We start from the raw sequence: 16,735 nt of genomic DNA on the forward strand, positions 1-16,735 counted from the left end.
CACCAGCACCGAGGCCTCGCCCGCCGCGGGCACTGCCCGGACCTCACCGCGGATCACCAGCGCGTCACCCTGGCGGGTCGCCGTCATCGCGCAGCAGTCTTTCGCGTAGGCGGCGATAGCCGCGCCGGACGCTAGCTCGGCGAGCACCTTGGCGTCGGGGTCGTGCGCGGAGATCAGCGCGCTGGCAATCGCTGACGGCACGAACGGGCCGGGCACCGCCCCGTAACCGAATTCGGCGAGCACCACGGCAAGCTCGAGGATGCCGAAACCCTGGCCGCCAACCGATTCGGCCAGGTGCACACCCTGCAGGCCTTGTTCGGCCGCGGCCCGCCAGTACGGGGGTGGGTTATCGATCGGTGTTTCCAGCGCGGCGTGCAGCACCTCCGACGGCGCGACTCGCGCCACCAGGGATCGCACCGAATCGGCCAGGTCTTGATGCTCGGGAGTTATCGCGATCGGCATTGGTCGCCTTCCGTTGGGACTTACCCCAATCTAATAACCGGTCGGTTGGTTGACCACATCGGCTAGCTGCTTGCCGTCCCGCAGTCGGCGGCAGTTGGCGACGGCCTCGACGAGATAGCGCCGCATGGTGTCGACGGTGTACCAGGTGACATGCGGTGTGAGCACGACGTTGTCCAAGCTGAGCAACGGGTTGTCCGGCGGCACCGGTTCGACGTCGAAGACGTCCAGGCCGGCGCCGGCCAGCCGACCGTCGCACAGCGCGTCGACCAGCGCGGCTTCGTCGACGATCGCTCCGCGTGAGGTGTTGATCAGCACCGCACCGGGCTTCATGCCCGCCAGGGCGGCGCGGTCCAGCAGGGCACCGGTGTCGTTGGTCAACGGCAGGTGCAGCGACACGATGTCGCTGGCGGCCAGCAGCTCAGGCAGCGGCCGCCAGCCCGGCAACCCGTCGTCGCGGGTACTGGTGTGCAGCACCGTGGCACCCATCGCGGCGACGATGCCCGCAACCTGTTTGGCGATGTTGCCGTAGCCGACCAGGCCGACCGTGCAGGCGCCGATATCGCGCACGGTTTCGCCCAGCGCCGGGTCCGATGGCCAGCCGCGACCCTCGCGAGTGGCCCGGTCCAGTGCCGGCAGGCGGCGCAGCGTGGCCAACATCAACAGCACCGTGCCTTCGGCCACCGACGGCGCGTTGGCGCCGGGCATGTTGGCCACGGCGATACCGCGCTTGGTGGCGGTGTCGACGTCGATGGTGTTGACTCCCGCACCGAATTTGTGGATCAGCCGCAGCCGAGTCGCTTGCCGCAGATCGTCGCCGGACAGCGGCCTAAGCACATGCCAAATCACCTCGGCGTCGGGCAGCTCCCGATAAAACGTGGCCTGCGAGTCCGCCGAGTCGTCGTCGGCGCACCACCGAATGTCAAGCCAATCAGCTTCCGGCGCAAGAAATTTCAGAACCTTAGGACCAGGAACGAAATGAGCGAGGACCCTCAGCGCCAACGCTTGGCAATCCATTTGGCGATGGTGTCAGCCTGCTCACTGCGCGCACCCGGCGAGGTGAAGTAGTGGTCGGTGTTGATCGCGCACAGCGTTTTGTCGCTGCTTGCCAGCGCGTCGTAGATGCGTTGGGCATCCGTTGGGAACACACCGGTGTCGGCCTCGGCGTTGATCACCAAAGCAGGACAGGTGATTCGCGCCAGATGCGGCTCGGCCCGCGTCGGGGCGGTCCGCAGACTCCACATCGCCATCCAGTTGCGCAGCGTGCAGGCGGCTGCGATCCCGTGCGCGGAACGGTTGGCCTTGGCCGGGAGGCCGGCATAGCACGCATTCGGCTGCCGGTTAGTCGGCTCGAGGGTCGAGTCGACCATCCGCGGATCGGCCCACGTCCGCATCACCGAAAAGGGACGATCCGTAAACCCTGCCGCACGAACACGTTTCAACTCTTTCTCGGCCCAGTCAGTAATCGCGTTGTTGCGCGCTACCTGCGCTGCTCGGTAACGGGTCAGGAACTCCGACGGGTACGGCGGCCCGTTGCGTTCGTTGAACAGGTCGAGGTCGGGGTCGGTGGCGACCGGGTCGTTCTCGTCGATGACGGCGCCGTCCATCCAGGCGGTCAGCACGTCAGGACGGCCGGGGTGGGCCGCGCTGGCAACGTAGCCATCGGCCGGCAGCAGATCGGTCAGACCAGCTGCGGGCCGCATCCCCGGCAGCGGAGTCACGTTTGGCTCGACTGCCTGGGCCTGATAGGCGGCCATCAACGATCCACCTCCGGAATTGCCAAGCAACACGATGGTTTCCACTGCTTGCGTTTCGCGTAGCCAGCGAACCCCCACCCCGATGTCGACCAGCGCATGGTCGAGCAGAAAGCTGCTCTCAAAACCCCGGAACCTCGTGTTCCAGCCCAAGAAACCGATGCCGCGGGTAGCCATGTAATCGGCCAGATAGTGCTCGGAAAAGTCGATCTGGAAGTGCGCGGCGATCATCGCGACCTTCGGCTTGCGTCCGACGCCTCGGTAATACAGCCCCTGGCATGGGTGACCGCCCGCCCCGGCTCGCCGAGCGGTCGGCGACGGCAACCCGACGAATTCCCGGACCACCCCGGGCGTGCCGGCGGTGCGCGTCACTTCGACCGCCCGCCTTCGCGCGCTGTCGCGGGCCGGGCGGCAACGTCGATCGCGGCCGGTGTCCGGCGGCCGCAGTGGGTCGTTAACTGGGCACGCCGGGTCGGCTGCTCAGACGCGGTAAACACGAGTCCGTCCCTCTTCTTGAGAACTGAATCTGATGTTAGGTTCAGAACAAGATCTCCGCGACGAAACCAGCGATGCGACTGCCGACGGACGGGAGCCCGGAGATGATTAAGCCGCATAACCCCAATTCCGAGTTCGAACTTGGCGGTATCAACCATGTGGCGCTGGTGTGCTCGGACATGGCGCGCACCGTGGAGTTCTACAGCAACATCCTGGGCATGCCGTTGATCAAGTCGCTCGACTTGCCCGGGGGCACCGGTCAGCATTTCTTCTTCGACGCCGGCAACGGTGATTGCGTGGCGTTCTTCTGGTTCGCGGACGCGCCAGACCGGGTGCCGGGCCTCTCGTCGCCGGCCGCCATCCCTGGCATCGGGGAGATCACCAGCGCCGTCAGCACCATGAACCACTTGGCATTTCATGTCCCGGCCGAGAAGTTCGACGACTATCGTGCGCGCCTCAAGGCCAAGGGCGTACGGGTCGGTCCTGTGCTCAACCACGACGAAAGCCAGATGCAGGTCTCGGCCACGGTGCATCCCGGTGTCTATGTGCGGTCGTTCTATTTCCAGGATCCCGACGGGATCACACTTGAGTTTGCCTGCTGGGTAAAGGAATTCACGACGGCCGATGCGCAGGCCGTGCCCAAGACGGCGGCTGACCGCCGCATTCCGGCCGCTCACTAGCGGTACAGGCTCGGGTCGGCGAGCTCGTCGAGCAGTGACGCGAGCTGGTCGATCAGCTGATCGGGATCGAGCCGCACCTCACCGGCCAGCCAGGCGCCGATGCTCTGGGCCACCCCACCGACCACGAAATGCGCGGCGGCCTTGATCCGGTCGTTCTCCGGTACCCGCAGCGCGTTCTCGACGTGGCGGCCAGAAAGCATCGCGAACAACGCGCTGGATTCGGCACGTTTGCGCACCAGCACGGCGTTAGCCAATTGCACGCTGAACAGCAGCCGGCCCACCCGGGGATCGCCGCCGATCGTCCTGACGAGGTTGGCCATGCCGGCGCGGGCCTGCTCCTCTGCCGGTGCGGCGGCCACCACGGCCTGGGTCGTGGCAGCCAGATCCGCGATCACCCAGTCGAAGACCGCTGCGACGAACTCGTCCTTGTCGGCGAAGCTTTCGTAGAAGTAGCGGGCAGCCACGCCGGCCTGCCGGCAGATGCCCCGAACGGTCAACTCAGCGGGGTCTTCGGCACCCAACAGGTCGAGGCCGGCCGCCAGCAGCCTGGCCCGGCGCTTTGCCAGCCGATCGGCCGCCTCGATGCCACGGTATGGCCGTGCGCTCGTCGCTCCGGCGGTAGCCATGGCTCCCATCTTGACATCGGGGGCACCCGGCTGCAATATCAGGAAACAAGCGTTCGCAGAATTAGCGGGGTAGGTGTTCAATGACGGTCAGCGAGCCAATCAGGCATGTCGAGCGCGCGATGAGCGACCCACCGCGAGCTCGGTTGAGCCGCCGTCGGAAACGGCAAACCGCTCGGCTTGACGACACGTTGATGGGGATGGCGCTGCTGCTCGGCCCCGCCAACGTGATCATGCAGCTGGCCCGACCAGGGGTGGGCTATGGCGTGGTGGAGAGCCGGGTCGAAAGCGGCCGGGTGGACTTGCATCCGATTAAGCGGGCCCGCACCACGTTCACCTATCTTGCGGTGGCCATGGCCGGTAGTGATGCCCAGAAGGAGGCGTTTCGCCGCGCGGTGAACCGTGCGCATGCCCAGGTTTACTCGACACCCGACAGCCCGGTCGAGTACAACGCCTTTGACCCGGACCTGCAGCTGTGGGTGGCGGCTTGCCTCTACAAGGGCGGGGTCGACTTCTATCGCATATTCATCGGCGAGATGGACGAGCGGGACGCCGATCGCCACTACCGCGAAGCCGTGGTGTTGGGCACCACGCTGCAGGTCCCGGCAGAAATGTGGCCGCCGGATCGGGCCGCGTTCGACCGCTACTGGCAGCAGCAACTGGACAACGTGCACATCGACGACACCGTGCGCGAGTACCTGCATCCGATTGCTGCCGGGCGGATCCGGGGCCTGCCGCTGCCGGCGGTTGTGCGCAGGCAGCCGGAAAAGCTCGGCCTGCTGATCACCACCGGCTTTCTCCCGCAACGGTTCCGCGAGGAGATGCACCTTCCGTGGGATGCGGCCAAGCAGCGGCGATTCGACCGGCTGATAGCGGTGCTGCGCACGGTGAACAACATGATGCCGCCGTTCATCCGGCGCTTCCCGTTCAACATCCTGCTGTGGGATGTGGACCGCCGGATTAAAGCTGCCCGCCCGCTGGTGTAGCCAGGATGGCGGGCTCTGGGCTCGGTTGTGCATTGTCGGGGTTGGCAGCAGCTTCGAACAGCGCCCGCAGTGTGGCGTAGATCTGATCGACGGCATCGTCGACGGCGCGCATCGGCTGCAGCATATGGCTGAATGTCAAGCGGAAGTCGACTTCGACGATCCAGTTCAACTGCCGGTCAACGGCACTCGGAAGATCGTAGAGCTCGCGGACGGCCGCCACGATTGCATCCATCGCACCGGCCCAGATCGGTTTCGGTCCCGTGGTCAGTAGCGGAGTCAGGCCGACCTCTGCATCGCGTGCCCGGGCCATGCTCGCTTTGACCAGGGTGTCGTCGGCGCTGGCGCGAAGGGTTAAGGCTGCGCCGGCCGCAAGACCGGCGACCACGTCGTCGGGGTGCTCCCGCATAGCCGAAATGACCCCGGCGATGAAGCCGTCGGTTTCCCGTTGGACCAGAGCTTCGCCCACTGCCTGCTTGGCGCCGAACTCCTTGTACAGCACCTGTCGGCTGATCCCGACCGTGGTCGCGATGCGCGACATGTTGACCGCCCGCCAGCCCTCGTCGCAGACGAGCGCGTAGGCGGCGTCCAAGACTCGGTCGCGCAGCAACTGCCGGACTTCGGCCTGAAAGTTCGGTGCCTCCGACATAGCTAAGAGGATAGCCGACAGATTGTTAGAGGTGTCATAATTGACACAATACCGCACATGTTGTATACAACATAAACAACTTGCTACGAGTTGTACTCGGAAGGCTGGTGAATCGTCGCGATGATGCCGTCACCTACCTGCAGTGTTAACGAGAATCCGCAGACGAGGGCCAGGTCCCGGTGAGACGGCCCCGGACGGAGTCGGCGCGGCCGCACCAGTGGCGCGCCGCGCATGACGTCGGTTCGGACGGGGCATTGATCAAAGACGCGGTGGCGGGCCTGTCCGACTGGGACCGCGCGGTGATTTTCCGGTCCTACTACCTCGGACGGACGACGACGCAGATCGCTGCGGAATTCAGCACCGACGACGAGCTGGTCAAGCACGATTTGCATCACGCGCTACATGCGTTGCGAGCAACCGTCCAGAAGCGGGACGACATTACGCGAAGACGCATGCGCGTCGTCTGAACCTGCTCAGCCACCACTGGCTCGGCCCTCGACCTGGCCATACCCCTTACCGGGACGGGGTCTTGTTCTACGACACTGCGTCGTATTGAATGCCGTCGTGGCTGGATCGGACGACAAAGCGTGCTGGTCGGCGGGCGTAGGGTCGGTGGCCGTGCGTACTGACGACGATAACTGGGACATCACAACAAGTGTCGGTGCGACCGCACTGAACGTAGCCACCGCACGAGCACTGGAGGCGCAAAAACCCGAGCCATTGGCGATTGACCCTTTCGCCGAGGTGTTCTGCCGGGCGGTCGGCGGTAACAAGGCCGACGTGCTGGACGGCAAAGACCCCGAACACCGACTGAAGACACCTGATTGGGGCGCGCACTTCGTCAACTTCCAAGGCGCACGCACCAGGTACTTCGACAACTACTTCGCGCTGGCCGCCGATGCGGGCGTTAGGCAGGTCGTGATTCTGGCGGCGGGTCTGGACTCCCGCGCCTACCGCCTCGCCTGGCCCGATCGGACGACGATCTTCGAGTTGGACCGTCGGCAGGTTCTCGATTTCAAGCGCAAGGTGCTCGCCGAACATGGTGCTGAACCCAACGCCGAGCGTCGTGAGGTTGCCATCGACTTGCGTGAGGATTGGCCGCAAGCCTTGCGGGACAGCGGGTTTGATGCTGGCAACTCATCGGCCTGGATTGCCGAAGGTTTGCTGCCCTACCTCTCGGCCGATGCCCAAGAGCAGTTGTTCGTCGGAATCGACGCGCTGGCCAGCTCGGGCAGTCACGCCGCCGTGGAAGACAGCTTCCCGATGTCGCCCGAAGAACTTGCGGCCGGTGTCAAAGAGGAACGCGAAGCTCGTGCCAAGGGCGACGAGCGGCTCTTCTTCCAGTTGACCTACAACGAGCAACACGCACCGGCCGACCAATGGTTAAACGACCACGGCTGGACGGCGGTGGCGACCCCGCTGGCCGAATACCTACGCGAGGTTGGCCGGCCGGTTCCCGACCGCCATTCCAAGGCCGAATCGATGGTGGCCCGCAATAGTTTGGTCAGGGCCGTCAAAAAGTGAACAGCGGATGGCGTAAAGTCTGCTCGCAATGACAACCATTTTCATTAAGTCGCTCTGCGGCTGTGCGGGCCTCGTCGGGCTCGGTGCTGTCTCGCCGCCGGCCGGGAGGGCTTGTTATGCGGAATGAGCTGCAGCGGTCGGGTTCCCGAGCGGGGTCGACCGGGGGCACCGGGCCACCCCATACGTGCGTCTCGACAGTTAGCTTATGCAATGCTAACTTCAGCCCGGGGTTAGCTTAGGCAACACTATGTCGAGAAGGGGAGGCGGAGGCGTGGAAACCGCTGACACCGGCATGATCGCAACGCGGCCGACGACGCCGCGAGTGGACGACGACGTCATGAGCCGGTTCGCGACGTGCTGCCGCGCGCTTGGGCTGACTGTCTATGACCGCAGGCGTCCAGCGGACCTGACCGCCGCCCGATCAGGCTTCACCGCGCTCTCCCGCATCGCCCACGATCAATGCGACGCCTGGGTGGGGCTGGCGGCCGCAGGCGATACGTCTACCCGTGTGCTGGGAGCGATTTCGCAGAACGCCGCGACTGCCGGGGTATTACAGCGCCAGGTGGAACTAGCGCCCGCCGCACTCGGGTTCCACTACGACACCGGGCTGTATCTACGGTTCCGTGCGACCGAACCCGACGATTTTCACTTGGCCTATGCCGCGGGACTGGCCGCCGAGGGGCACTTCGCCGACGCGCACCAACTGGTCGTCGACGTCAGCCAGCGCCGGCCGAGCTCGCGGGAGGCCCGCTGGGTCACTGCGACGATTCACTACCGCGCCGAACGCTGGGCGGATGTGGTCAAGCTGCTGTCACCGATCGTCACCGACCCGGGCCTCGACGAGCACTTCGGGCACGCGGTAAAGATTGCGCTGGGGATTTCGCTGGCGCGGCTGGGCATGTTTGCTGCGGCGTTGTCCTATCTCGAAGAGCCGGACGGTCCGGTCGCCGTAGCGGCGGTGGACGGCGCGCTGGCCAAGGCGCTGGCGCTGCGCGCCGACGGCGACGAGGACACCGCCCGCGAGGTGCTGCAGGACCTCTATGCCGCCAACCCGGAGAACGCCCAGGTCGAAGAGGCGCTGACGGATTCCAGCTTCGGCATCGTTCCCACCACAGCGGACCGCATCGACGCGCGCATCGACCCGTGGGATCCGGCTACCGAGCCCAAGCCCGGCGATTTCGTCGACCCCGGAGCCCAGGAGCGCAAGGCCGAACTACTGGCCGAGGCGGAGCGCGAACTCGGTGAGTTCATCGGTCTGGAAAGAGTCAAAGACCAGGTAGCGCGGTTAAAGAGTGCGGTCGCAATGGAATTGGTGCGCAAAGAGCGGGGACTAGAAGTCGCGCAGCGCACCCACCACCTTGTCTTCACCGGGCCGCCGGGAACCGGCAAGACGACCATCGCCCGTGTCGTCGCCAAGATCTACTGCGGGCTCGGCCTTTTGAAGAAAGAGAACATCAAAGAGGTGCACCGCGCCGACTTGATCGGCCAGCACATCGGGGAGACCGAGGCCAAAACCAACGCAATCATCGACAGCGCATTGGATGGTGTGCTGTTTCTCGATGAGGCCTACGCCCTGGTTGCCACCGGCGCCAAGAATGACTTCGGTCTGGTGGCCATCGATACCTTGTTGGCCCGGATGGAAAACGACCGCGATCGGCTGGTGGTCATCATCGCCGGCTACCGCGCCGACCTGGACCGGTTCCTGGACACCAACCAAGGTCTGCGGTCGCGGTTCACCCGCACCATCGACTTCCCGTCGTACCAACCGGCTGAGCTGATCGCGATCGCGAACTTCATGGCGAAACGGCGCGACAGCGCGTTCGAGCAGCCGGCACTCAACGATCTGGAAGCGTTGTTCGCTCACCTGGCCAACATCACCAAACCCGATACGGCGGGGGTGGAACGGCGCGGCTTGGACATCGCGGGCAACGGCCGGTTCGTCCGCAACGTCGTCGAAAAGTCTGAAGAGGAACGAGAATTCCGGTTGGACCACAGCGCACATGCACAAACCGGTGAATTCACTGACGAAGAGCTGGTCACCATCACCGCAGCGGACGTCGCCAACACAGTGCCGCAGCTGCTCGAAGGACTTCGCCTGGAGATGCCGGCATGACCGCGCGCTGTGACGATGCAGTGGGGGCACCCCCAGCCGCGCAGCGGCGAGGGGGACGAAGCGATGAGGAGCAGCGCCAATGACTCCCGAGAACGACGACGAGCGGCGCTCTTTCGCTTCGCGCACCCCCGTCAACGACAATCCTGACAAGGTGGTCTACCGCCGCGGCTTCGTCACGCGGCACCAGGTGACCGGTTGGCGATTTGTGATGCGCCGCATCGCATCTGGCGTTGCCCTGCACGACACCCGCATGCTGGTCGATCCGTTGCGCACCCAGACCCGTGCCGTGCTGATGGGCATCCTGCTGGTGATCACCGCGCTGGTTGGCTGCTTCGTGTTCTCGCTGATTCGCCCGAATGGGTCGGCCGCCAACAGCCCGGTGCTGGCCGACCGGTCCACCGCAGCGCTGTATGTGAAGGTCGGCGATCAACTGCACCCGGTGCTGAACCTGACTTCGGCTCGGCTGATCGTCGGTCGGTCGGTAAACCCAACCACCGTGAAAAGCAGTGAGCTGGACAAGTTTCCGCGCGGAAACTTGATCGGAATCCCGGGAGCGCCCGAGCGGATGGTGCAAAACACCGCCAAGGACGCCAACTGGACGGTGTGCGATGCCATTTCGGGTGCGGCGACTGGGACCACGGTGATTGCCGGAGCCCCGGATAGCAGTGGCGCGCGGGCCGCGGCGCTGAGCGCGGGGCACGGGGTGCTAGTTCGCAATGCCACAAGCACCTGGATGCTATGGGACGGCCGGCGCAGCCGGATCGACCTGTCCGACCACGCTGTCACCGGTGCCCTGGGCCTGGGCAGCGACATACCTGCCCCGCGGCCGATTGCCGCCGGGCTGTTCAACGCGATCCCCGAATCGCCACCGCTGTCCGCGCCGGCCATCCGAGACGCCGGAAGCCCACCGCGGTTTGGCCTGCCGGTGTCAGCTCCGGTCGGCGCGGTGGTCGAAGCCCATGGCTTAGACAGCACATCAGACCCCTCTGCCCATGCCATGCTCTACTACGCGGTGTTACCCGATGGCCTGCAACCGATCTCGCCGGTACTGGCCGCGATATTGCGCAACTCGAATTCCTACGGTCTGGATCAGCCTCCGCGGCTGGGCGCCGATCAGGTTGCCAAGCTGCCGGTGTCCCGGATGCTGGATACCAGCCGTTATCCCGACCAGCGGATCAGCCTGGTCGACGCTGCCCGTGACCCGGTCACCTGTGCGCACTGGAGCAAGCCCGCGGGCGCGACCACCAATTCCCTGACGCTGCTTACCGGTTCGGCCCTTCCGGTGCCGGAGACCGTGCACACCGAAGATCTGGTCGGCGCCGGAACCGGCGGCACCGCGAGCAGGGTCGCCCTGGCGCCCGGGACCGGATACTTCACCGCAACCGTGGGGCAAAATTCGGCTTCGCCGGCCGCCGGATCACTGTATTGGGTATCCGACACCGGCGTCCGATACGGCATCGACAACGAGGGTGGCGCCAATATGCCCGCCAAAACCGCTGAGGTGCTTGGCCTGAATTCGCCGCCGACGCCAATTCCTTGGTCGGTGCTGTCGTTGTTTGCGCCCGGCCCCACGCTGTCACGCGCCGACGCCCTGCTCGCCCACGACGGACTGGCGCCAGATACCCGGCCAGGCCGTAGCGCAGCACAGGGGGAAAGCCGATGAGCCGACTTATCTTTGAGGCCCGCCGGCGGCTGCCACCACCGGCCTCGCGAAAAGGCACCATCAGTATCGAAGCGCCCCCGGAACTGCCCCGGGTGATCCCGCCGTCGATGTTGCGGCGGGCCCTGCCGGTTGTGATCGTGCTGCTGATCGTCGGGATGATCGTCGCGATGGTCGCCACTGGGATCCGGCTCATCTCCCCGCAGACACTGTTTTTTCCGTTCGTACTGCTGCTGGCTGCCACCGCGCTGTACCGCGGCACGGACAACAAAAACCGCACTGAAGAAGTCGACGCCGAGCGGGCTGACTACTTGCGCTACCTGTCGGTGGTTCGGGACAACATCCGGGGCCAGGCCGCGGCCCAACGTGCCGCGGCCGAATGGTCGCACCCCGAGCCGGCGGATTTGGCCGCGATACCCGGCTCGCGACGCCAATGGGAACGTGACCCCCAGGATGCCGACTTTCTGGTGGTCCGGGCCGGCCTGCACTCGGCAGCACTGGACACCGCACTGCGGGTCAATGACACGGCTGATGAGATTGACCTCGAACCGGTGTCGCACAGCGCATTACGAAGCCTGCTGGACACCCAGCGCACTGTCCCCGATGTTCCGACCGGTATCGACCTGACCAAGGTTTCGCGGATCACCGTTCTCGGTGACCCCGACGAGGTGCGCGCGGCGCTGCGCGCCTGGATCGCGCAGGCCGTCATCTGGCATGACCCGACGGTGCTCGGCGTTGCCGTGGCCGCTTCGAATCTCGAGACACCGGAATGGTCATGGCTTAAGTGGTTGCCCCACGTCGACGTCCCCGGCGAGGTCGACGGCGTCGGCCCGGCGCGCTACCTTTCCACCAAGTCCGACGAGTTGGGCGCGCTGCTCGGCCCGGCGCTTGCCGACCGCCCGGTATTTGCCGGCGGGTCCGCTGATGCGTTGCGGCACTTGCTGATCGTTGTCGACGATCCGGATTACGACTTGGCCGCGTCGCCCCTGGCCGCCGGCCGCGCCGGCGTCACCGTCGTGCACCGATCCGACCGGGCGCCGCATCGTGAGCAATATTCGGATCCGGAGCGCCCCATCCTGCGAATCACCGGGGGGGACGGCGGGGGCAGCCGAGCCGGCGCAATCGACCGTTGGCAGACCGGCGGTTGGCAGCGCTACATCGACAATGTCGACCAGCTGGGTGCACCAGACGCCGGCCACCTCGCGCGCCGGCTGTCCCGATGGGACTCCAACCCGACGCACAGCGGACTGCAGTCCACCGCTACCCGCGGCGCCACTTTCACTACGCTGCTGGGAATTCCGGACGCGTCGCGGCTGGACGTACCGACGATGTGGGCGCCGAGAAACCGCGATGACGAGCTGCGCGTTCCGATCGGTGTCACGGCTACTGGCGAGCCGCTGGTCTTCGATCTCAAAGACGAAGCCGAGGGCGGGATGGGTCCGCACGGCTTGATGATCGGCATGACCGGCGCGGGCAAGTCGCAGACCCTGATGTCGATCCTGTTGTCACTGTTGACCACTCACTCCGCTGAGCGGCTGATCGTTATCTACGCCGACTTCAAGGGCGAGGCCGGCGCCGATATCTTCCGTAACTTCCCGCAGGTCGTCGCGGTGATCTCGAACATGGCCGAGAAGAAGTCGTTGGCCGACAGGTTCGCCGATACGCTGCGTGGTGAGGTCGCGCGTCGAGAAATGATGCTGCGTGAGGCCGGACGCCACGTGCAGGGCAGCGCGTTCAACTCGGTGACCGAATACGAGAATGCGATCGCCGCCGGACATGATCTAGCGCCGATCCCTACCCTGTTTGTGGTCGCCGACGAGTTCACGCTCATGCTCGCCGATCACCCCGAATACGCCGAGCTCTTCGACTACGTCGCCCGCAAAGGCCGCTCGTTCCGCATCCACATCTTGTTCGCGTCACAGACGCTGGACGTCGGCAAGATCAAGGACATCGACAAGAACACCTCCTACCGGATCGGCTTGAAGGTGGCCAGCCCCGCGGTGTCGCGGCAGATCATCGGCGTGGAGGACGCGTACCACATCGAGTCTGGCAAAGAGCACAAAGGCATGGGCTTTTTGGTGCCCGCTCCGGGTGCGGCGCCGATCAAATTCCGCAGCACTTACGTCGACGGCATTTACGATCCGCCGCAGGTCGCGAAAACGCTTGTGGTGCATTCTGTTCCCGAACCAAAGGTGTTCACCGCCGGTCGAGTGGAGCCCGATCAGAGCACGGTGATCACCACAAATGGGCATGAGGAACCGGTCAGCCCGCCACGCAAGTTGATCGCCACCATCGGTGACCAGCTTGCGCGCTACGGCCCACGGGCACCGGAGCTGTGGCTGCCGCCGCTCGACGACCCGATCCCGCTGAATGCGGTTCTGGCCCGCGCGGCACTGCCGCGAGGCGAGTGGCGTTGGCCGCTGGGCGAAATCGACAAGCCATTTGAGATGCGCCGCGATCCGCTGGTGTTCGACGCGCGGTCGTCGGCCGGCAACCTGGTAATCCATGGTGGCGCAAAGTCAGGGAAATCGGCTGCGCTGCAGACGTTTATCTTGTCGGCGGCAAGCCTGCACTCACCCAGCGAGGTGAGTTTCTACTGCCTGGACTACGGCGGCGGGCAATTGCGGGCGCTGGAGGATCTGGCACATGTCGGCAGCGTGGCCTCGGCGCTGGAACCCGAACGTATTCGCCGCACCTTCGGCGAGCTCGAGCAGCTGCTGCGCTCACGCCAACAGCGGGAGGTGTTCCGGGATAAGCAAGGTCCGGACGACGGATTGGGCCAGGTATTCCTGGTTATCGACAATCTGTACGCCTTCAGCCGCGACAACACCGACCAGTTCAACACCCGAAACCCGCTGCTGAGCAAGGTCACCGAGCTGGTGAACGTCGGATTGGCGTACGGCATCCACGTGGTCGTCACCACCCCCAGCTGGCTGGAGGTGCCGCTGGCGATGCGAGACGGCCTCGGGCTGCGGCTCGAGCTGAAGTTGCATGACGCCCGCGACAGCAACGTCCGGGTGGTCGGTGCACTGCACCGTCCGGCCGAGGCGGTGCCTGCCGACCAACCGGGTCGCGGTCTGACCATGGGCGCCGAGCACTTCCTGTTCGCGGCACCCGAGCTCGACCAGGTTGCCGCGATCAACGCTCGCCATCCGGGTGTCGCAGCGCAGCCGGTGCGGTTGCTGCCGACCAACTTGGCACCGACCGCGGTCGGTGCGCTGTATCGGGGCGCCGACCGGATCGTCATCGGTCAGCGCGAAGAGGACTTGGCCGCAGTAGAACTCGACTTCGCCGAGAACCCGCTGCTGATGGTGCTGGGCGACACCAAATCTGGTAAGACCACGCTGTTGCGCCACATCATCCGCACCATCCGCGACAACTCCACCCCGGACCGCGTCGCGTTCACCGTGTTGGATCGGCGATTGCATCTCGTCGACGAGCCGTTGTTCCCCGACAACGAATACACCGCGAACGTCGACCGGGTGACCCCAGCGATACTCGGCCTGTCGGCGATCATCGAAAAGCGGCAGCCCCCGGCCGGCCTTTCGGCGAGCCAGCTCACCGGCTGGTCATACGAGGGCCACACCCACTACCTGATCATCGACGACGTCGATCAGATACCCGATGCTCCGGCGATGACAGGCCCGTTCGTCGGGCAGCGGCCGTGGACGCCGCTGATCGGGCTGCTGGCGCAGGCCAGCGACCTGGGACTGCGGGTGATCGTCACCGCACGCGCAACCGGTGCCGCGCATGCGCTGATGACCAGCCCGTTGCTGCGCCGGTTCAACGACCTGCAAGCCACCACGTTGATGTTGTCGGGCAATCCGGTGGACGGCGGAAAGATCCGCGGTCAGCGATTCGATCGGCTGCCCGCCGGTCGGGCAATTCTGCTGGGCGACAGCGATACCCCGACGTATGTGCAGTTGGTCCAACCGCTCGTCGACGAAAGTGTGGCCGTCGATGGTCGGTGAGGTTTCGAAGGTTAAAGGAAAGGAGTATCAACCATGACGCTGCGAGTCGTCCCAGAAGGTTTAGCCTCCGCGAGCTCTGCTGTGGAAGCAATCACCGCCCGGCTGGCTGCCGCGCATGCGGACGCGGCTCCGTTGATCACCGCCGTGGTTCCGTCGGCGGCCGATCCGGTGTCGCTGCAAACTGCGGCCGGGTTCAGCGCCCAAGGCACCGAACACGCTGCAGTGGCAGCCGAAGGTGTGGAAGAGCTCGGCCGGGCCGGAGTCGGTGTGGGCGAGTCCGGCACGAGTTACGCCGTCGGCGACGCGGCCGCTGCCTCGTCGTATTCGGGTGCCGGCAGCTAACGATGACCGCGCCGGTGTGGATGGCTTGGCCGCCTGAGGTGCATTCAGCACTGCTCAACGGCGGTCCTGGCCCCGGGTCGCTGTTTGCGGCCGCTGGGGCGTGGACCTCGCTGAGTACTGAATATGCCTCGGCGGCTGGCGAACTCACCACACTATTGGGCGCGGTGCAGACCGGCGCGTGGGAAGGTCCAAGCGCTGAAGAGTATGTGAGCGCGCATGCTCCTTATCTCGCGTGGCTGACGCAGGCCAGCGCGAACAGCGCCGGTGTGGCGGCTCAGCACGAAGTCGCGGCGGTTGCATACACCGCGGCGTTGGCCGCGATGCCGACCCTTCCGGAGTTGGCTACCAATCACGCCATCCACTGCGTGCTGATCGCGACGAACTTCTTCGGCATCAACACGATTCCGATCACACTCAACGAAGCCGACTACGTACGCATGTGGATGCCGGCGGCCACCACGATGGCCACGTATCAAGCGGTCTCCGGATCGGCGTTGGCATCGGCCCCCCGAACCACGACGGCTCCGCCGGTGGTGAAAGGCAACAACATGACGGCGGCCGCCACCAACTTGCCGTCATCGGGAAACTTCTTCACCGACCTGTTCAATCAGCTGACCCAGCTCATCCAAAATCCTGCTGCGGCGATCGAAGCCATCATGGCCAACCCGAGCGCCTGGTTTCCGCTGCTGTTCTTCATCGCATACGAGGCGTTCTTCATCCCGTTCGGAAACACGTTCTGGTCGATCGTGCTGAGTTCCCCGGCCTGGCTCATGCTCATCCTCGGTCTGGCCCTCAACGCCGCGGCCTCTCCGGGCACGGCGCTCGCACCCGCTGTGGTCGGGGCACCCGAAATTCCGGCCGGGCAGGGTTCCGGGATGCCCGCCGCCACTTTGGCTTCGACCGGCACTGCGCCCGCGACGGCCGGCGGGTCGGCGCCGGCGACAGGCACCGCGCCGGTGGGTGCTCCGGCGGCCACACCCGCCGCGGGGAGCTTTGCGTACGTCGTCGCCGGTTTCGGTGCTGATGACGGCCCCGGGCCGACCTTGATCGATCGCAAGGACGCCAAGGCGCCGGGCCGTTGTGTCCCGGCCGCGACCGCGGTCGGCGCCGTGAGCCGAGCGAAGGCGCGGGAGCGCCGGCGTCGACGGGCCGAGATGCGAGACCATGCCGACGAGTTCGCAGATATCGACAGCGATTTCGGCCCCGGGACAAAGCCCGAAGATGTCTCGGTGAGCGCGTCGGAGCAGGGCGCGGGATCGTTGGGGTTTGTCGGGACAGTGCATAAGGACACTGCCGCTCAGGCAGCGGGTTTGGCAACGCTGACCAGACACGAGTTTGGTGGGGGACCGACGATGCCGATGGTGCCGGGCACGTGGGACCCGGACGTGCCGGAAGGGGAGGGGGGCGACAGCTGAGTGTGTTCGAGTCGCAACGGTAGTCAATCAACGAAAGGATTTCAGGGATGAGCTTGTTGGATGCACA

At 65.5% G+C, this 16,735-nt stretch carries 14 protein-coding genes; 9 read left to right on the forward strand and 5 right to left on the reverse strand.

Annotated elements, in window-relative coordinates:
* From WBF82_RS19350 to WBF82_RS19360, 3 genes are all read right to left on the reverse strand, one after another.
* Nucleotides 1–462, reverse strand: a 462-nt coding sequence (locus WBF82_RS19350; RefSeq protein ID WP_424384560.1) for an acyl-CoA dehydrogenase family protein, incomplete at its 3' end; no start/stop codon positions are given.
* 30 nt (nt 463–492) lie between these two features.
* Entirely contained in the window at nt 493–1,476 is a 984-nt protein-coding gene (locus tag WBF82_RS19355) for a 2-hydroxyacid dehydrogenase (RefSeq protein ID WP_424384561.1), read from the reverse strand.
* A complete protein-coding gene (locus tag WBF82_RS19360) occupies nt 1,452–2,585 on the reverse strand; it encodes an alpha/beta hydrolase (RefSeq protein ID WP_424384562.1) in 1,134 nt (377 codons plus the stop codon). The genes WBF82_RS19355 and WBF82_RS19360 overlap by 25 nt, the downstream gene beginning before the upstream one ends.
* A 227-nt stretch (nt 2,586–2,812) precedes the next feature.
* Between WBF82_RS19360 and WBF82_RS19365 the strand changes: the two genes are divergently transcribed.
* A complete protein-coding gene (locus WBF82_RS19365) occupies nt 2,813–3,388 on the forward strand; it encodes a VOC family protein (protein WP_424384563.1) in 576 nt (191 codons plus the stop codon).
* Here the strand turns inward: WBF82_RS19365 and WBF82_RS19370 are convergent.
* Nucleotides 3,385–4,014 (reverse strand): TetR/AcrR family transcriptional regulator, encoded by a 630-nt coding sequence (locus WBF82_RS19370; RefSeq protein WP_424384564.1) that lies wholly within the window; start codon nt 4,012–4,014, stop codon nt 3,385–3,387. The genes WBF82_RS19365 and WBF82_RS19370 overlap by 4 nt on opposite strands.
* An 80-nt stretch (nt 4,015–4,094) precedes the next feature.
* Between WBF82_RS19370 and WBF82_RS19375 the strand changes: the two genes are divergently transcribed.
* Entirely contained in the window at nt 4,095–4,997 is a 903-nt protein-coding gene (locus WBF82_RS19375) for an oxygenase MpaB family protein (RefSeq protein WP_424384565.1), read from the forward strand.
* Here the strand turns inward: WBF82_RS19375 and WBF82_RS19380 are convergent.
* Entirely contained in the window at nt 4,972–5,643 is a 672-nt protein-coding gene (locus WBF82_RS19380; protein ID WP_424384566.1) for a TetR family transcriptional regulator, read from the reverse strand. The two genes, WBF82_RS19375 and WBF82_RS19380, sit on opposite strands and share 26 nt — an antisense overlap.
* Before the next feature lie 179 nt (nt 5,644–5,822).
* Between WBF82_RS19380 and WBF82_RS19385 the strand changes: the two genes are divergently transcribed.
* From WBF82_RS19385 to WBF82_RS19415, 7 genes are all read left to right on the forward strand, one after another.
* On the forward strand, nt 5,823–6,110 hold the full coding sequence (locus tag WBF82_RS19385; RefSeq protein WP_424384567.1) for a hypothetical protein: 288 nt from the start codon (nt 5,823–5,825) through the stop codon (nt 6,108–6,110).
* Between the two features lie 151 nt (nt 6,111–6,261).
* Complete coding sequence (locus tag WBF82_RS19390) at nt 6,262–7,167, forward strand: class I SAM-dependent methyltransferase (RefSeq protein WP_424384568.1); 906 nt, start codon at nt 6,262–6,264, stop codon at nt 7,165–7,167.
* Nucleotides 7,168–7,459: 292 nt separating this feature from the next.
* The gene (eccA, locus tag WBF82_RS19395) at nt 7,460–9,280 is read left to right on the forward strand and encodes a type VII secretion AAA-ATPase EccA (protein ID WP_424384573.1); all 1,821 of its coding nucleotides are present in this window, start codon (nt 7,460–7,462) and stop codon (nt 9,278–9,280) included.
* 79 nt (nt 9,281–9,359) lie between these two features.
* Nucleotides 9,360–10,943, forward strand: a complete 1,584-nt coding sequence (eccB, locus tag WBF82_RS19400) for a type VII secretion protein EccB (protein ID WP_424384569.1) — start codon at nt 9,360–9,362, stop codon at nt 10,941–10,943.
* Nucleotides 10,940–14,911, forward strand: a complete 3,972-nt coding sequence (gene eccCa, locus WBF82_RS19405) for a type VII secretion protein EccCa (RefSeq protein WP_424384570.1) — start codon at nt 10,940–10,942, stop codon at nt 14,909–14,911. Before eccB ends, eccCa begins: the two co-directional genes overlap by 4 nt.
* 33 nt (nt 14,912–14,944) lie before the next feature.
* Nucleotides 14,945–15,253, forward strand: coding sequence for a PE family protein (locus tag WBF82_RS19410; protein WP_424384571.1), 309 nt, complete (start codon nt 14,945–14,947; stop codon nt 15,251–15,253).
* A 2-nt stretch (nt 15,254–15,255) separates the two neighbouring features.
* Nucleotides 15,256–16,668 carry a PPE family protein gene (locus WBF82_RS19415; RefSeq protein WP_424384572.1) on the forward strand — a complete coding sequence of 471 codons (1,413 nt, stop codon included), beginning with the start codon at nt 15,256–15,258 and terminating at the stop codon, nt 16,666–16,668.
* Nucleotides 16,669–16,735 lie beyond the last annotated feature (67 nt).

Source organism: Mycobacterium sp. (genome assembly GCF_049673265.1).
Lineage (GTDB): Bacteria > Actinomycetota > Actinomycetes > Mycobacteriales > Mycobacteriaceae > Mycobacterium.